Origin of the sequence: Pelotomaculum propionicicum (genome assembly GCF_004369225.1) — a bacterium.
GTDB lineage: Bacteria > Bacillota > Desulfotomaculia > Desulfotomaculales > Pelotomaculaceae > Pelotomaculum_B > Pelotomaculum_B propionicicum.
In genome coordinates, this window is the sequence record NZ_QFFZ01000062.1 from 1 (window position 1) to 17,293 (window position 17,293).

Consider the following 17,293-nt stretch of genomic DNA (forward strand, 5'->3'; position numbering starts at 1 on the left):
TATATTTTGCCTTTATACCCGCTTTGGATCAGGTTGTTGACTACTGAGTAGCCTATTTTGCCGGGTGTCTTTGAAGCGCCGACCACTGCTATGGACGCGGGACTGGTTAAACTGTTTGTCACGTTCAAATGTTTTTCACCTCTTGCTTAAACAGAAATTAGCTGAATTGTCAAAATATGTTCTGGAATAAAGACGGCCATCGCAGAACATTAGTTAGTTAGGCTAATGTGCAGCGATGGCCAACCTGGGAGTAGGTTGTAAATTAACCTTCGATTTCTATTTTGTATCCACTGCCGCCCTTGCTATTACAACCTGTGATTCATTTTTAAAATGGCCCCTTTCTAAGAACATGGAAACTATTATCCCGATCACAATCGACCACACGGCTGAGCTTACACCCCAAAGGGTGAAATTGGACAGCGCCAGTATAAATGCGGTAAACGCGCCTATTTGGAACTTCTTACCGCCAAAGGCTCCGTTTAACGAAGTGAGAAAAAGTCCCATCATGGCTAATCCGGCAAGAATGCTGGTTATGTTAGTCGGCAATTTCAATAAAAACGGAACCAACACCCCCGCGCTGATACCGATGGCAACGGAGCATAAATTCTTCAGGACCGCTCCCACATAGCGAAAATCTTTCGGGCCGGCACTGGAGTCACAAAGTATCGCGGTTACCGCCCCAGTCATGGAAAGAGTAGGAGCAAGGAAACATGCTCCCAGGATTGAACCCACGGCAGGGAAAAATATCATACTGTTTACCGGGACTTCATATCCATTAGCCTTAATGACTCCATAACACTTGAGCAGGTCGGCGATCGTCACCAGCACCAACGGCAAACTAAGACCCAAGATAACGCTGGAGCTATATTTAGGCGCGACAAACGTGGGCAAAAAATTAGAGAAACTTCCGGTCTTGAATTCCAGAGGTGAAAGAATTAGGGTTAATACAACGCCAACCACCAAAGCAGATGCTGTTTGAGGCACTTTCTTTGAAACCAATGGTGTCACCAAATACGCCAGAACGGTGCACACCCCTATCAGCGGTATAGCTTTTACAGAAGTAACGATGCCGGTCCCGTAACTCATGTACACACCGGCTATCATTCCCATCACGATAGGAATTGGCATATACCTGGAAACTGTATCTATGACACCGGAAAAGCCAAGTAATACAAGTACAACTCCTGCAATAATCAAGCCCATAACTATTTCCGGGACAGAAAATTGGGCCAGCACCGGTCCCATAACCAGCATTCCAGATAAAGTAGGCATCGCTAAAAGGGGAATTTTATAGTAAAGTGTCATCAGTGTGGAGATTAGGCCGGCAATGATATAAGCGCTGGCTATCCATGATACCGCCTGTTCTTGTGTAAAATTAGCCTTAGTGGCCACACTGACCAAAACTACAACTGCCCCGGTCAAACTAAAAACAAATGATACAAAAAAGGATGAAATGTTATCCTTATTAAAATGCAAATCCCGCAAACCTGACCTGATTCCCGGTCCGCGCTCAAATATTGCGCGTTTGACTGCGTCCACCATTTTCTACACCTCCGAATTTTTTTCCCATAAGACTTAAAATCTTACGTTAATTTCCCCTGCGCCAAACGCTTGAGGGCAGTACTAGCCGCAGATCTACCCCCAATAACCAACACGTCCGGCCTTTCCCAAGACACTTCATCATCTCCTTTTACCAGAGTTGAGAGCGTAATCCGCTTATACTTTAAGGATAATGAGTACTCATGGAGTGAGGTTATATTCTCCTAACATGGCCAATGTTTAAGATTATTCTAAACAGTTTTCTCATGCCTGACTAATCCAAATATATCAATTTGCTCTATAGAGATTTATCTATAGTGAACAGCAATAAATACTGAAATCCAATCCTGGAGCGACATATCCCTTCCACAATTGCAAAGCATATTGATATTAATATATATAAATGCGTGGTCTTGAAGGAATCAGGCGGGATGACAGGAAAACAGCGTAGAGGTAGGAAGTAAATGCTGAAAGAAAATATTGAAGTGGTATTAACCGCACAAAGAAAAGTGTGCCGCCACACTTTCTTGGGAGGGGCAGTTTATAGTTTTAGCATCTGGGGCGACACTCTTACCCCTACTGCTTTAAAAGCCCTGCTGCAACAATTCACCGACCCTCTTATTACACTTCACCAAAAGCAAGAGATATCAGCTTATCATAAGCCGCGCCAACCTCTGCCTCGGTAAACTTACTCTCCTTTAACATATTGACATCAAGCTCCATAATATCCATACCAACCAGCTTTGCTTTTTCTAACCCCATCCATTCAAGCAATCGTTTGATATCAGGAAAATCCAGACCGTCAGAGGAGAAATAGCGGGCGGATCGACCCAGACCACCATTATAGACATCTATATCCACAGATAAATATACCTCTTTATCCACCAGGCAATTTTCAATTTCCGCATAATGCCCACGGAAATTTTTCCTTCTTAATGCTGCCAGAGGCGCAATATAAACGCCGCTGCCAATCAGCCAATCATACTCAGCCAAATAGCCATTTACCCGTTTATCATCAATTTTACGCAGCCGCGGGTCCGGGGCATCCTGTATGCCAAAAACCATTAAATCCCGTCCGAAAATAACTTTTTTCTTTAATAGATAATTCAAAAAAGAACCGGTATCATAATTGCCATAAAAATGATCACCGTGGTATTCATAATTATCCCGCTGTAAGCGGTTTTTATTGGACTGCTCCAGCGAATATCCCACCATTTGATTGCGCACATACGGAGATAAAGCGTCCAAATGTTTGTCCAGCACTATCAATATCATATTCTGATGCTGCTGCGCCAAAGCCTTATATATGCCGCCGGTTATACAATGATCCACGCCCAAAGAAACCGGGATGCGGCCTGCCGGAGTATGAGATACCACATGGGCGCCAAACTGTTCCGCATAAGCTAAACAGCTGCCCTTATCAATAAATTTGCGATACATTTCCGGATATATTTCCCTGGCGAAATCCGGCGTAGCCGAAACCCAACTGGGACAAGGGTATTTACCCGCAAAAAATTCCGCTTGATTATCCCTTGGGAAAAGGCTGCTGTTATCCTTATATAGATCATAGGGACCTCTCTTGCTGGCCTGACCCTGGTTTTGCATAAAATTCATCAATTTGCGGCGAATGCCGTCAATATCCGGATTGGGGTCAAAATCGCAACCCCAAAAAAGCGGCGTCCTGTTTTTCACAATAGACCCTCCTCTTGACACTTCACCATTGGACTTCATTGTTATTTTGACACACTACCAAAAAAACAATATGTGGTGCAGCATTTTATCGGGTGTTCTGTAATAATAACACCGATAAAATGCTGAGCCACATATAAATTACCTTTTATGTGGTATCCGCATATTAGCCTTTGCAGTAAGTTAGCAGCGTGATCGAATCCAAAGGCAATGTAGTGCAGTTGATTATTACATATAAAAACACTTGTTAGCGGGGCAAACGGCTTGCCATTTGCCCCCTTATGTTTAAGCAATTAGCTTAGAACACTTTGCCAACTTCAATAGCTGGAGCGCCCTGCCATCTTTTCAAGCCTGCCGGATTGAGGGTAACGCCTAAGCCCGGGCCTTCCGGCACAGTCAAGAAACCTTTTTCAATCAAAGGAGTGGGTGTAACGATATCATCGGTGATACCCTTGGTGTCCACTACATCGTACAGATTAAGCAAACCGCCGCCATAACCCTGAGCGGTATAAGGCGCATGGCCAAGACACATATTCGATACCGCAAAATGAGCCATTGCCGCTAATTCCACGCCCATGCCGAGCTGTGTGGAACCCATCACAGAAACACCGGCAGCCCTGGTCATATGAACAATTTGTTTACTTCTGTAGAAGCCTCCGGATCTGGCGACTTTAAAATGGATTAAATCACAGGCATCGGCGATTAATATCTTCATAACATCTTCAATACTGTAGCCGGCTTCACAAGCGCCGATAGCGGTTTCAACATTATCACGGACTCTCTTCAATCCTCTGATATCATGTTTGGGAACAGGCTGTTCAACATTGAGGATATGATACGGTTCCACTTGATGGATCCAACGGATAGCCTGTTCGGGAGTGAAGTTCTGATTGATATCTATGCTAATATCATTATCAGGACCGATAGCTTCACGAACTGCTTTAACACATTCGATTTCCAGATTGGGGTTCATACCGCACTTCATTTTGATACATTTATAACCATCATCTATACCGCGTTTGGCCATTGCAGCCATGGCTTCCGGCGAACCACTGCCGATACCGTATCTGAGCGGTATTTTGTCGCTGAATTTGCCGCCAATCAAGCGATATAGAGGCACATTGAGCGCTTTACCCATGATATCATGGAGCGCCATATCGACGCAGGTTTTGGCGATGGAATGGCCGGTAACAGCCTTATCCATCTTGTAAACGATTTTGTCAATATTGAAAGGATCTTCGCCCAGCAAAGCTTTAGGAAAGAAATAATTGGTGATCATGTCGATCACTGTGCCCTGGCTCTCCGAAGAATAAAACGGCCCCAGGGTAATGGCCTCACCCAGGCCATATATGCCCTCATCAGTAAATATTTGCAGCAAAACATTTTTTTCTTCCTTACCAACAGCACCAAACGACTCATGGATAATATATCCAAATTTTAAGGTTAATGGATATATCCTCAGGCCGATTATTTTCATAATATTTCCTCCTGTCTCCTGATGATAATTTGTGCAGCGGTGCTAAATATCTGCCTGCTTTTACAGCAATGTGGCAAGATCTTTGACAACAATGGCAGAGCCCAGTTGTTGTGCTGCTTTTTGGAGTTGAACCGCTGCATTGCGGCCAACAGTGATCAGCACTTGAGCGCCGGCTTGTTCCGCATCACCGATAATAGTCTTGGAAGCAAGATCCGCAACGGCCGGGATATAATCCGGGAAAGCGCCGCTGCTCATAGCGTTTTCTTTCGTTCGAACCATTTCAACTAATTCATAACCTAAAGCGGTGATGATTGCGCGCGGCAAATCATATACGCCCAGATAGCGGCCGAGATAGCTTGGATCATGATAAGTGGCTTTGACGCCGCTGACTTTGGCTTCGACTTTGCCGGCCAGCAGTTCGAGATAGAATACCACTTCTATACCATCTAAAACATAATCCTGTTTCAAGACCTTGTAGGTCATAGGATCATGGGCAATCAGCTTTTTGATGCCGGCGGCTTTAAAAGCAGCGGTATTGGATTCTTTTATTGCGGAGAAAGCTTTGATATCACCTTTGCGCAGCAAATATTCACCCGCATCGGCGCCAGCGAAAGGTTTAAAGCAGACACTTGCTTTTTTCAAAGCTGTGGCTATGGCTTTAACCGTTTCGGCATCGGACTGAGCTTGCGAACCGACAAATAAAGCGGTATCGGAATCAGCACAGGCGGCACAATCACATTCGATAGGAGTAGTGTCAGGCATGGGATAGATGCTGTCGGCCAGGCCTTTTTCCACTGCTAATTCGCGCATTACGGTGGTAGCTTCCATGGGATCGAAGTTAAGTATCGGGCATTGCTGTTTGCAGGAGCCGCAAAGGGCGCAAGAATATACGGCACGGAGGATACTTTCATCAAAATCAATTTTGCCCAGTAGTATTTTTTTAGCAAGCGTTACGCGCCCACTGGCAAAATACGTATCGAATTTATAAAATTCACCGCTGGGACAAATAGGTAACATGGTAGTGGCAATCGGTACTTCGCAAACCATTCTGCATTGTCTGCATCGGGCGCAAAGACCAAGATCTTTTAATACCTTTTCTTTTTCAATTGTCATGATTATCTACACCGCCTTTCTATTCCTGATCCTCTGGTACAAGGCCTAAAACGCCTCGATTAAGAATACATTTGGGGTCAACGATTTTCTTCAATTGCTTCAGCAGCGCATAGTATTCCGGCTGATGCGCCATAACCACACCCGGCTGCAATGTCTGCCTGTGGATAACACCACCATTGGCAACGGCATGCTGCGTAAATTCCTGCGTGAATTTTTTCGCTCTTGCTCTTTCATCGGGGTCGCTCTTATTGTAGGACAGGACAAATCTGCATTGTGAGGTATGGGCATAAGGGCCGAATACTTTCAGCAAATAGGTAGGGTCGAAACCATATTTTCTGCCCATTTCGATGACCGGATCAAGAATTTCACCCCATTTTTTGACCGGGGCAATAAACACCAGAGAAGACCAACCACCACCACGATGGCGGCAGAAACGGGCGGCGACAGAGCTGATAGTACCCTGAATCTGTGTGTCACGCACATGATACCAGCTGTCATTACTCATATCCAGACGTTTAATGCCCAAACCATCGATGTATTCTTCGAGCATTTGACGACGCACAGCCACTTCTCTTTCATCGATACCTTCTATGGCCAGATGGAACCATACCGGGGTCAAACCTTTGCTTTCCCGCCATTTGTCCATATAATCGAGCGGTAAAGCAGCTTTGCCGCCGGTGACTTCCCAGGGATAATCGGTATCGGCGCTGACGCCGGTATACCAATACTGACCATTGATATAATCAGCCATTTTCATTTTGCCGATATAGTTGATTGGTTTGACTGCATCGCCGATTTTATCAAAGCCTAAAGCCACCGACCAGGTATAGGGGCAAATCGGGGCCAGCTTGACAGCAGCTTTGGTCACTATGCCCATGGTGCCGAGCGAGCCGATAAATAAGCCGGATAAATCGGGGCCAAGGCAATAACGGAAATGCCAATCGGAGCTATCGAGAGCGCCCGAACCGGTTTTCATGATTTCGCCGGTACCCAGTACCGCTTCAACGCCTTGCAGGTAATAATCGGCAGTACCGTATTTAGTAATATGCTGGCCGGAACCCTTGAGGAAGATGATATTGGCCAATACCGACACGGGGGGGGAAGAATTGGGGTAAGAAGTCATCAAATTATAGGGCTCCAAGGCTTTGATCATCTGGCCAATGGTAACACCAGGTTCAATAACGGCAACCATGGTATCGGGATCGATATCATGAATCTTGTTCATACGGCTCATATCCATGACTAAGCCGTTTTTAACCGGCAAATTCATGCCGTTGATCGGCGCGCCTACCGCGATAGGAACTATAGGCATTTCGATCTCATTGCATAATTTGACGATATCCACCACTTGCTCAGTCGTCTCCGGCATGATAACACCAAACGGTTCCTCGGGATCGACAGGAAATAAAGTATCACGATAAGCTTCAATAACTGCTAACTCAGTGGAAAAATGTTTCTTTCCCACTATGCTGATAAATCTTTCAGCAAAATCCATAACTGATACCTCCTTCAAGATAAAATTTTGCTAATGAAACAAAAACAATTTATGCTATTCCGCCAACAATTTTTTACTCACATTTATCCCCAGATTATTGTGAATGAGCTTTGCTATAGCTGTTATCACTTTATAGGGCTCAACGTCTTTCGGACAATTTTTGGAACATTGTTTGCAGGATATGCACTGCAAGATACCATGCTCTACAGCAGTGTTCAAATAAGCGAGGAAGTCCTCCTTGGTTTTGGCGCGAAGCATATATTGGGCTAATGCTGCATAATAGGCCGGCCCTTTAAGGAGTACGTCGTCCTCTTTATGCAAGCAGCATACCGACTGGCAGATGGCGCAGCCAATGCAGGCGCCGGCCATGAAAAACAAAGAATGCTGGTCTTCAGTGAGAAAATCGTTGTATACCATTTTCCCTTCCAATACCGGAAATTCGCTCCACTGTTTTCTAATTACCGAATCAACATCCACCACCAAATCTTTGATCACCTTGAAGCCTTTGAGCGGGTCAAGGACCACATTTTCCGTGGTGATCATATCACGGCAGGCTAATACCGGTTTACCGTTGAGCATCAGGCCGCATTCGCCGCAATGCTGATTGGTACAATAAATTTTATACGCAAATGTTTCATCTAAATTTTTACGGATATAATCCAATAGCCCCAATACGGAGATACCTGTTTCCAAAGGCACTTGGAATATTTGCCTGTATGGAGCAGCATTTTTGCCGGGAGAATATCTTTGAACATCAACATTAAGCATGGGTTTACACATCCTCTCTGCTTGGCCTTTTTTACAACATGCTTTATCAGTTAAGGCGAATTACAGGATAATGGGCCGCTTTTCGCAGACAAGCTTGCCTTCTTTTTGCACGATCACCATATTTGACATATAGGCTTCGTCTTTGGCAGGATAATCTTCGCGATAATGGGAACCCCGGCTCTCTTTACGCATGCTGGCAGAAAGTAATACTGCCTCGCTGACCTTTAACATATGTTTGACTTCTAAAGCTTCCACCAGAGAGTAGTTCCAAATATCGCCTTCCTCTGCATGCATGGTTTCCGCTTCTTTTTTTAATTCGGCTAATTGTGCAAGCCCTTTTTCAATCATTTCCTGATTACGTACAATGCCGCCGCATTCCCACATGATCTCACCAAGAGCTTTTTTAATCTGCGTACCGCTTACGCCGCCTTTTTTTACAAACAAATCTTTGACCATGGCATCCTGCTCTGCAAAGTATTGTTCAAGATCGCTTTCTTTTGCCCAATCGGCTTCGGCAACTTCTTTGCAAACGGATTTGCCGGCCAGCTTACCGAATACAGTCACTTCGGTCAAAGCATTGCCGCCCAAACGGTTCGCGCCATGGATACCACCGGTGATCTCCCCGGCTGCAAAGAGGTTTTTGCAGGCAGTGCGGCAATCGCCGTCGATTTTGATCCCGCCCATGCAGAAATGCTGTGAGGGAGCGGCTTCGAACGGTTCTTCCCAGTTGGCCGCTTTTTCGCCGAATACTCTGGCTAAAGCGGAATAAACAGCCGCTGTAGAGGCTTTATACCTCGGCAGCAAGGATTTATCATTATTTGTGGTATCGACAATCACGCCGCCGCGCTCCGTACCGCGACCATCCCGGATCTCCGTAAATATAGCCCTGGCGACCTGATCGCGGGTGGCATATTCTTTTCTGTCGGGCTGATAGCGCTCCATAAAGCGTTCACCCAAACTGTTATACAAACGCACATCCGGGCCATGGATGGAGCACATACCGATGAAAGCACCGCGCATGCCTTCAGGGAAAGGAAAAGCCAGCGGAATAAACTGCACCATTTCCATATCCATCAATTCCGCTCCGCAATCTAAAGCCATGCCATGACATTCACCTGTCAAACCGGTGGACATATCACTGACGGAATAAATACGCCCGTAGCCGCCGCTGGCCATGATTACCGCCTTGGGAGCTATATGGATGATTTTCCCGTCCTTGAGCGAATATGCGGAACAAGCAGCAATACGGCCATCCACAGATTTCATGTCATAGACCATGGTGTGTTCCATGAGCTTGACATTGCTTTTAACTAATTTTTCTTTAAACACTCTGCCGACTTCGTGGCAGCCGCGCCGGTCGTTATAGTTGCGCATAGCCGAATGACCTTCGGTTCTCTTATAAATGCGATATTTGCCTTCTTTATCCTGATCAAACACCATGCCCAGTTCTTCTAAATAAGTAATATACGAGGCGCCTTCTTCAGCGAATATCTTGACCAAAGAGCGGTCATTGATATACTCTCCTCCTTTTAAGGTGTCTTCAACGAAAACACTCAAGTCTTCGCCGGCGATACCAGGGATTGCCATACCACCCGAAGCCTGAATACTTGCGCCGCCCATTACCCTATCTTTGCTTATCATCATCACAGAGTAGGATTTGCTGACTTCCAAAGCAGCAATAGCACCGGCAATACCGCCTCCTATGACCAGCACATCTACCTTTTCGTACAACACATCGTCACCTTCTCTCCAAATTTTTAATCCTTTTGGCAAAGTCAGAAATCATACTGCTAATTTGCAATAAAGTGGTAAAATGGGGTGTTCTTTATTCTTCAAGGTTATATTCTCCTAACATGGCCAATGTTTAAGATTATTCTAAACAGTTTTCACAGGCCTGACTAATCCAAATATATCAATTTGCTCTATAGAGATTTATCTATAGTCAAAGCTGTTATTCCTGAAATCCACACCTAGCTAGTGCGATATATCTCTTCCACAATTACAAAGCTCAGTGATGATAATAATGAAAACGGTACGATAAATGCGTGGTCTTGAAGAAATCAGGCGGGTTGACAGGAAGACAGCGGCATATATTCCGGCCGTCATATGAATTCTGTCAAATGGATCGTAAGAGGTGGAAAGTAAAATGCTGAAAGAAAAGATTGAAGAGGAATACCGGCAATATGTTACACCGGGCCTTTATTGACAGGGTCATCAGTCTATATTAAGATCTTCATAAAAACATCCGGAGGAAAAAACTTTGACCATTCATCAAATGAGAATTCTGCAAAAAGTTATTGAAACTCAAAGTTTTTCAGCTGCCGGAGAGAGTTTATTACTTAGTCAGCCATCTGTCAGCGCCCAAATAAAATCTTTTGAAAACTCATTAGGCCTTATCCTGATTGACCGGCAACAGAGCAACCAAACCAACGGTATTGTCCTGACGGAAGAGGGGCGCTTTGTTTTTGAAGCCGCACAAAGGATTCTTACAGAATGGGATAAAATTATTGAATATTCGAAAAGCCAAAAAGATAAAATTACTGTAATTAAACTTATCACTAATTCACCTATAGGCACTTACCTTTTACCGGAATTGCTGCCTCATTTTAATTCCATCTACCCCAATGTAAAAATTAAATTATTAATGGAGACAAATTATAACTCTCTTACCAAGCTTATTAAGAGTAAGTCCTATGACCTTTGTATTGCCCCCCTGCTTAAAAACATCCTGCCGCATGTTAATGTAATTTACAAATTTCAGATACCAATTGTTTTAGTAAACGCATTAGGCGGATTTAACAATAATAATATTATGCCTTTAAACGATCTAAATAATTATTTACTAATCCTCCCACCTTCATACTCTACTATCCGGGAAGTATTAAACACTTTTTTTGCTCAATTACCTCTGAAAATCAAAAGTTCGATGGAACTGGACCATGCCGAGTCGGTAAAAAGGGTGCTCCTGCAAAATACAAACTATTTCGGCCTTATATCATCGATTAGTGTAAATAATGAACTGAAAACAGGCTCACTCCAGATTATTCAAACAGATCCACCCCTCCCACAGACGGAATATATAATTTTTAATCAAAAAGGAAAATCCCTGCAAACAGATGCAATCCATTTTGTGGAATATTTAAAAAAGAATATACCCATTCAATAAATTGACAACTTAAGCAAGAAAATCAATTATGTAATGTTAAAGATGTCGCGGCGGTAAAAAGAAAACAGGGGGTATACCCCCCTGCTGTGTAATCGGTTAAGTAATTTATTAAGGTAGTAATTATGCTCGTTTCCCAGTTTTAATCAAACACAGACCTTATTGCCAGGTTCCACATATACGGTTCCCGGTCCCCTGATACCTTTAACCACAAGGTACAACAGGTTGAGATTACCTATAACCTCACCTGCCTGCCAATTAAAAAAAGTTGTTATATCCTTGAGCTTTTGGCGATACTTATTAATGTTTTTTATCCCCGGCGTTATTATTAAAACAGCCCTTTCATAACGTCCATAAAGAGATCCAATTAAATTCCTGGCTCTTTCTTCCCCGTAGATTTCAACATATTCCTGGTATTCAACCAGAGGGTTTCGTCCGTAATCAAGCCAACCCTGGCTGAAATAATACGTGGCGGGATTTTGGCAATGCAATTTTTTGCGCTGTTCTTCCGACCCTAGTAAAAGCCCTATGCAGTCACTGGTTGCCGGGAGCAGCAGCGGGACCCGATCTGAGTAGAGACCGGCTGAACAATTTGAACAATTGCCGCAGGCAAGGGAGATCAGGTCATAGTCCTGGCTTTGGTCAATAATCTCCTGTAACCTGCTGTGCAGTTTAGAGTTATTGGCGTGGTAAGAGAAATCAAGGAATTCATAATCGATATTTTCCCCTGCCCCCAACCACAGAGCCTCGTTTTTTGTGGATATACAACTGATCAGCTTTGTTTTCAAGGATATGACCTCATTTTAATGGTACTGCAGTGTTAATTCGCCATGGCCTTCTCAAAAATCCTGGTTATATCAGCAAGGCTCATTTGACGCGGGTTGTTAACCAGTATCCTGGTAACAGTCGCCGCGCCCTCCGCCAGTTGTTTTATCGCTGTTTCCGGCACATTGATTTCTCTAAGACCCACAGGCACTTCAATATCATAAGCTAATGCTTTAACAGATTCAATGGATTTGGCCGCGGCTTCCCGGGCTGAAAGCTGGCTGATTTTTTCACCCATTAACTCGGCCACCCTGGCAAACTTATTTAAATTAGCCACATAATTATATTCCATAACATAGGGGAGCATAACCGTATTAGCCACGCCATGGGGTACTTCAAACGCTCCGCCCAGCGGGAAGGACAGCGCGTGCACAGCGGTAACGCCGGCATTGGCAAAAGCAATGCCCGCCAGCAGGCTCCCTAAAGACATGTTATACCTGGCCTGCACGTCAGAACCGTTTGATACTGCGGTACGTAAACTTGAAGCAATCAACGCCATTGCTTTTTCAGCCAAAACATCGGTAATCGGGCTGGCTCCTAAAGAGGTATAAGCTTCAATAGCGTGTGTAAGCGCGTCCATGCCGGTTGAAGCGGTTACTTTGGGGGGCAGTTTTAAAGTGAGCAGAGGATCGACTATGGCGGCGTCGGGATAATTGTAAGGACTCACCACGCCAATTTTTAATTCTTGTTCCACATCTTTGAGAATACCGATGGCAGTAACTTCACTGCCGGTTCCGGAAGTTGTGGGAATGGCTATTTTAGGGATCCCTTGATTCTTTAGCAGGTTGACTCCAAAATAGTCCTGGACCTTGCCGGGATTGGCCAGCATGGCTGAAATCAGCTTGCATATGTCCATGGAACTCCCGCCGCCGATACCAACGACCAGGTTGAATTTACCTTCCCTGGCAAACTGCAGGCATTCTTCAAAGCTCTCAATCGTTGGCTCAGGCTGGACTTTGTCATAAATTTCAGTTTCAATTCCATCCCGCACAAGGATGTTTTTAGCCAGTCCGGGTATCCCGGCCTTCATAACACCCTGGTCAGTTAGAATCAATACTCTGCTGCCCTTCAGCTCCTTGACAACGTTAGTTATTTCTTGCAGCGCGTCAACTCCAAAGATAATGTTCCTTGCCGAACGGAAACCGGATAGTTTTTGAAGCACTTTAAGACCTCCCCTATATTATTTAAAACTGGCTAAGCATCTATTTGGTTATTCCCAATCGCCTCAATTATCGCCCTGCCAACATCCTTTGTGGAAGAGTTGCCTCCCAGGTCGTAGGTGCGCACCTTTTTTTCCTTAAGGACTGATTTAACCGCGTCAAGGACTGCCTTACCTTCATCAACAGCGCCAAGAAAATCTAGCATCATCGCTCCGGCAAGAATTGTCGCTACCGGGTTGGACACATATTTGCCCTTATACTTTGGCGCGGAGCCATGAATCGGTTCAAACATGGAAGGGTAAACTTTTTCCGGATTGATATTGCCGCCGGCCGCTACACCCATCCCGCCTTGTATGGCAGCGCCCAAATCCGTAATAATGTCTCCGAAAAGGTTGGAGGCTACAATCACATCAAAATACTGGGGCTTGCGCACCATCCACATGCAAAGGGCGTCAACCAGGGCCTTGTCCCTGGCAACCTCTTTGTATTCCGCGGCAACACAGTCGTATACTTCATCCCAAAGCACCATTGAGTAATTCAGCGCGTTTGATTTGGTACAATTAGTAACCATCGGAGCTTTTTCGCCGTTGCCTGCGGCGGCGCGTTTTCTGGCCAGGTCAAAAGCGTAGCGGATGACCCGCTCCGTCCCTTTGCGGGAGAATACCCCGGTCTGCAGTGCGACTTCATCCGGGGTCCCTTTTTTAAACCTGCCGCCTACTGAACTATACTCGCCTTCCGTGTTTTCCCGGACCACTACCATATCTATCACAGCCCCGGGGGCAAGTTTGATCGGAGAATCAATACCTTCCAACAACTCAATCGGCCTTAGATTTATATACTGGTCAAACCCCTTGCGGATTTCTAAAAGCATGCCCAGGCTGACATGGTCGGGAACACGCGGGTCACCTATTGCTCCCAGGTAAATGGCGTCAAATCCCTTTAAAATCTCCAGAGCATCCTTTGGCATCATCATGCCGTTATCGATATAATAATCCGAACCCCAGGGGAAGAAGGTGAATTCAAGAGACACATTGGAATTTTTGACTGCTTCCTCTAATACGGCTACTCCCTGCTCGATTACCTCATAGCCGACTCCATCCCCTGGGATGGTCGCGATTTTATATGCTTTTTGCACCAATAATTTTTCCTCCTTTAAAACTTGCGTAAATACCTTTGAACACCAATCATAAAGGGAATTTAACAGCCCCTTCCCGCAGGGCCTTTACCACCGGCAGCTCATCGCCGCTTAAAAAGCGCACTAATCCGCCGCCTGCTGTACAAATATACGAGAATTTTTCTTTTAGCCCGAATTTGTTTATTGCTGCTATACTGTCCCCGCCGCCAATGATTGAAAAAGCATCCGCATCAGCGACAGCATTCCAGATACTCCTGGTGCCATAATCAGTCTCGTCTTTTTCAAAAACGCCCATGGGGCCGTTGATAAAGATGGTCTTTGCCTTCTTAATCCTGCCGGCATACCCTTTTACAGTTTTATGCCCGATATCAGTTAATAAATGGGCAACCGGCAGGTGGTCAACACCGACTTCCTGTCTTCCCTTTTCGTCATAGGCTAAGTCCTCAGGGATTATAATTTTATCCCTGAAAGAACTGATGAGCTGCTTGGCCTGGCCGATGTAAACACTCAGATCATTCTTCTTCAGAAACTGTGCAGACGGTTCTCCAATATCTGTCCCATGCGCCTTGAGCATTATATTGGACACCAGTCCTCCGGTCAGGACTTCATCCGCGATCCCATTGCTTAGAACTTTGGACATAATGATAAAAGCGTCCTGGATTTTGGCCCCACCCAGGATGAACAGGCAAGGCCGCCCGGGGTTTTCAACAATGCCGCTGAGGACCGAAAGCTCCTCTTCAAACAGCCTGCCCATCGCGGCGGGCAAAACTTCTTCAAAACCCACCAGGGTTGGCTGGGAACGGTGGGCGGCGGCAAAAGCGTCACAAACATATAAATCCGCCAGCGGCGCCAGCTTGCTGACCACGATGGTTTTGCTCTGATCTTTTGCGCTCAGGTTTAGTTTAGTCTCAAAGAGAGTCATCTCTTCGGACATGTAGCGGACATTTTCAAGCAGCAGTATTTCTCCATCGTTCAATTCTTTTATGCCGGCGCGAGCTGCCGGTCCGCAAACATCATCGATGAATTTAACCGGCCTCCCTAACAGTTCTGATAAAACTCCGGCATGGTTCACCAGGGAGGCAAAATTTTTATATTCCAGGTCACCGCCCTGGTGCGCTAATAGAACTGTTTTCGCGCCTTTTTCTGAAAGCTCACGAATAGTGGGCAGACACCGCTCAATTCTTGTTGCATCTTTTAACCGGCCGTCACTATGGTTAATGGGTGAGTTAATATCAACCCGGCACAGTACCACCTTTCCCTTTAATTGATAGTCGTCAAGGGTGTGAATTCCTAGCTTCATAGCTTGTCCTTCCTTTAACTGCGTGCTTTTAATCCCAGGTACCGGTTAGTCATGGCTACCGCCTCATCTCTTGTTTTTTGCATTTGCATGCACGCCCGCACAGCATCCATACTTTCCGGTATCACAACAGATTCCTGCGGTATGTTAATCGCGAACAAAATATTATTGCCGCTGAAAGCGACTGTCTCTTCAAATACCGCTATTTCGTACATATCACCGCGCATATGGCCCAAGTCGCGCGCATACCGGAACATGGCCGCATTTGAATTGAAGCCGTCCGCGATTTTTACGACCCTGATCCTGGGATGCTGTTTAAACAAGCTGATAATACTGTCCTTGCTGATGGTTTTCTTGGGAGTTGCCACCACACTGATGATGTGGCCGTGCGTGGTTGGCACGTGTACTAAGAGCCCCGTAGCGTCAATATGCGGCATTATTGTCATCAGGTCCACCGCCTGGTGATTAGGCACCGGCTCGACCAGAGAAACATCAACCAGACCGCGGTGCGTGTCACCGGGGTCGGCAACACGGCGGATAATCGTTATCGCAACCCTCTCAATGCCGATCGCCCTGTCCAGACAGTCCACAGCACGTATAAGCCCCGTGGTGTTACAGGAAGTGAGTTTTAGAAAATTCTTGCCTACACCTTTTTCGTAGTTGGCATAACCGTGAAAGAAAGTATCCGCGATATCGTTCTTTTCGCCCCCCTGGAAAATTCCTTTGATCCCGTGCCGCACATACAATTCTTTATTTTTACGCCCCACACCCGCATTGGTGGCATCCAACATGACATCAACCTTGCTAAAAAGGTCGTTAGCTGTACCTGTTACCGGAATACCCGCTTCTTCGAGCGAATTGCTTTTTTCGGGAACAGCGCAATAAAGTTTGTACGGCATTCCTCTCTCTGCCAGCGCCCTTAAGGATAATGTCGGTTCCACGTCGACAATACCGACTAATTCCATATCCTCCTGACGCGCCACACCGTCTGCTAGACGCTGGCCGATAACACCGTAACCCGCCACACCAACTCTAACCCTGGTCAAATTAACATCTCCCTTCAATTTTGCATGAGCCTGAAAAGGATTTAGTGTTGGAATATAAATAAAGCAAAACCCATGCCACACCAACTTCTATCACCATATTCCTTCAGTCTTTTTTAAAATCCGGGATTATTGCTTAATCTCAAGCATCATCCACTATGTCTATCAAGATGAGAGGCAATATTTACAGGAATGCTCGCAGCTTTTGATCAGGCGGTGTTATATTTTGCACAGGAGTGTGCATTTCTTCACAATAATCATTAACTCTCTTTAAAAAGCAGGAAAAAGGCAGCTCAGCTGCCTTTACCCAAAGACCTCCATTTAACCCAAACAATATTCATCCTGGTTGTTATGCAGGGAGCCAATGATTTTCTGCCAGTCACAGTGCCGGTCAATACTCTCCACCGCTATTTTGATATCGCTGGCGTTGTCAGGCCTGATCCGCCTCGAAACCTCGGAGAGTTTTTCAATAGTAGTGTAAGTGTCGCTGTGCACCAGGATTACCGGGACACCCTTCTCCGCCGCGCGGGAGATAACCTTGACATCCGGGTACAGCCCGCCCGTCAGGATTAAGGCCGAGGTGCTGGTC

15 protein-coding genes are annotated in these 17,293 nt (G+C 45.5%); 1 reads left to right on the plus strand and 14 read right to left on the minus strand.

Translation table 11 applies throughout. The features are described 5' to 3' along the window. The 8 genes from Pmgp_RS17165 to Pmgp_RS17200 form a co-directional block, all read right to left on the minus strand. The coding region (locus Pmgp_RS17165) for a CoA-binding protein (RefSeq protein ID WP_134215597.1) at positions 1–122 on the minus strand (122 nt) is incomplete at its 3' end. Positions 123–276: 154 nt separating this feature from the next. After that, positions 277–1,542 carry a benzoate/H(+) symporter BenE family transporter gene (locus Pmgp_RS17170; RefSeq protein WP_134215574.1) on the minus strand — a complete coding sequence of 422 codons (1,266 nt, stop codon included), beginning with the start codon at positions 1,540–1,542 and terminating at the stop codon, positions 277–279. 618 nt (positions 1,543–2,160) lie between these two features. Continuing rightward, positions 2,161–3,231, minus strand: a complete 1,071-nt coding sequence (locus Pmgp_RS17175; RefSeq protein WP_192902998.1) for an arginase family protein — start codon at positions 3,229–3,231, stop codon at positions 2,161–2,163. A 295-nt stretch (positions 3,232–3,526) separates the two neighbouring features. After that, entirely contained in the window at positions 3,527–4,705 is a 1,179-nt protein-coding gene (locus Pmgp_RS17180) for a mandelate racemase/muconate lactonizing enzyme family protein (RefSeq protein ID WP_134215578.1), read from the minus strand. Between the two features lie 60 nt (positions 4,706–4,765). Then, positions 4,766–5,818 carry a (Fe-S)-binding protein gene (locus Pmgp_RS17185; RefSeq protein WP_134215580.1) on the minus strand — a complete coding sequence of 351 codons (1,053 nt, stop codon included), beginning with the start codon at positions 5,816–5,818 and terminating at the stop codon, positions 4,766–4,768. 19 nt (positions 5,819–5,837) lie between these two features. Then, positions 5,838–7,313, minus strand: a complete 1,476-nt coding sequence (locus Pmgp_RS17190; protein WP_134215582.1) for an FAD-binding oxidoreductase — start codon at positions 7,311–7,313, stop codon at positions 5,838–5,840. A 54-nt stretch (positions 7,314–7,367) separates the two neighbouring features. Next, a complete protein-coding gene (locus tag Pmgp_RS17195; RefSeq protein WP_192902999.1) occupies positions 7,368–8,081 on the minus strand; it encodes a 2Fe-2S iron-sulfur cluster-binding protein in 714 nt (237 codons plus the stop codon). A gap of 60 nt (positions 8,082–8,141) precedes the next feature. Next, positions 8,142–9,854 carry an FAD-dependent oxidoreductase gene (locus Pmgp_RS17200; RefSeq protein WP_153189234.1) on the minus strand — a complete coding sequence of 571 codons (1,713 nt, stop codon included), beginning with the start codon at positions 9,852–9,854 and terminating at the stop codon, positions 8,142–8,144. Between the two features lie 487 nt (positions 9,855–10,341). On the opposite strand from Pmgp_RS17200, the gene Pmgp_RS17205 reads away from it, so the two are divergent. Further along, positions 10,342–11,247 carry a LysR family transcriptional regulator gene (locus tag Pmgp_RS17205; RefSeq protein WP_134215588.1) on the plus strand — a complete coding sequence of 302 codons (906 nt, stop codon included), beginning with the start codon at positions 10,342–10,344 and terminating at the stop codon, positions 11,245–11,247. Between the two features lie 143 nt (positions 11,248–11,390). Here the strand turns inward: Pmgp_RS17205 and Pmgp_RS17210 are convergent, their stop codons facing one another. The 6 genes from Pmgp_RS17210 to Pmgp_RS17235 form a co-directional block, all read right to left on the minus strand. Further along, complete coding sequence (locus tag Pmgp_RS17210; RefSeq protein ID WP_134215590.1) at positions 11,391–12,032, minus strand: DUF1638 domain-containing protein; 642 nt, start codon at positions 12,030–12,032, stop codon at positions 11,391–11,393. Between the two features lie 32 nt (positions 12,033–12,064). Further along, a complete protein-coding gene (locus Pmgp_RS17215) occupies positions 12,065–13,231 on the minus strand; it encodes an iron-containing alcohol dehydrogenase (RefSeq protein ID WP_134215592.1) in 1,167 nt (388 codons plus the stop codon). 32 nt (positions 13,232–13,263) lie between these two features. Further along, positions 13,264–14,364 carry a 3-isopropylmalate dehydrogenase gene (locus Pmgp_RS17220; protein ID WP_134215600.1) on the minus strand — a complete coding sequence of 367 codons (1,101 nt, stop codon included), beginning with the start codon at positions 14,362–14,364 and terminating at the stop codon, positions 13,264–13,266. A 49-nt stretch (positions 14,365–14,413) separates the two neighbouring features. Continuing rightward, positions 14,414–15,664 (minus strand): phosphoglycerate kinase, encoded by a 1,251-nt coding sequence (locus Pmgp_RS17225; RefSeq protein ID WP_134215594.1) that lies wholly within the window; start codon positions 15,662–15,664, stop codon positions 14,414–14,416. 14 nt (positions 15,665–15,678) lie between these two features. Continuing rightward, entirely contained in the window at positions 15,679–16,707 is a 1,029-nt protein-coding gene (locus Pmgp_RS17230; protein WP_134215596.1) for a type II glyceraldehyde-3-phosphate dehydrogenase, read from the minus strand. 318 nt (positions 16,708–17,025) lie between these two features. Further along, positions 17,026–17,293, minus strand: a 268-nt coding sequence (locus tag Pmgp_RS17235) for a DRTGG domain-containing protein (protein ID WP_243119935.1), incomplete at its 5' end; no start/stop codon positions are given.

Excerpts from the sequence above, each read along its gene's own strand:
- Pmgp_RS17170 (WP_134215574.1), bottom strand. The coding sequence starts at position 1,542 with ATGGTGGACGCAGTCAAACGCGCAATATTTGAGCGCGGACCGGGAATC.
- Pmgp_RS17180 (WP_134215578.1), bottom strand. The coding sequence starts at position 4,705 with ATGAAAATAATCGGCCTGAGGATATATCCATTAACCTTAAAATTTGGA.
- Pmgp_RS17185 (WP_134215580.1), bottom strand. The coding sequence starts at position 5,818 with ATGACAATTGAAAAAGAAAAGGTATTAAAAGATCTTGGTCTTTGCGCC.
- Pmgp_RS17190 (WP_134215582.1), bottom strand. The coding sequence starts at position 7,313 with ATGGATTTTGCTGAAAGATTTATCAGCATAGTGGGAAAGAAACATTTT.
- Pmgp_RS17195 (WP_192902999.1), bottom strand. The coding sequence starts at position 8,081 with ATGCTTAATGTTGATGTTCAAAGATATTCTCCCGGCAAAAATGCTGCT.
- Pmgp_RS17225 (WP_134215594.1), bottom strand. The coding sequence starts at position 15,664 with ATGAAGCTAGGAATTCACACCCTTGACGACTATCAATTAAAGGGAAAG.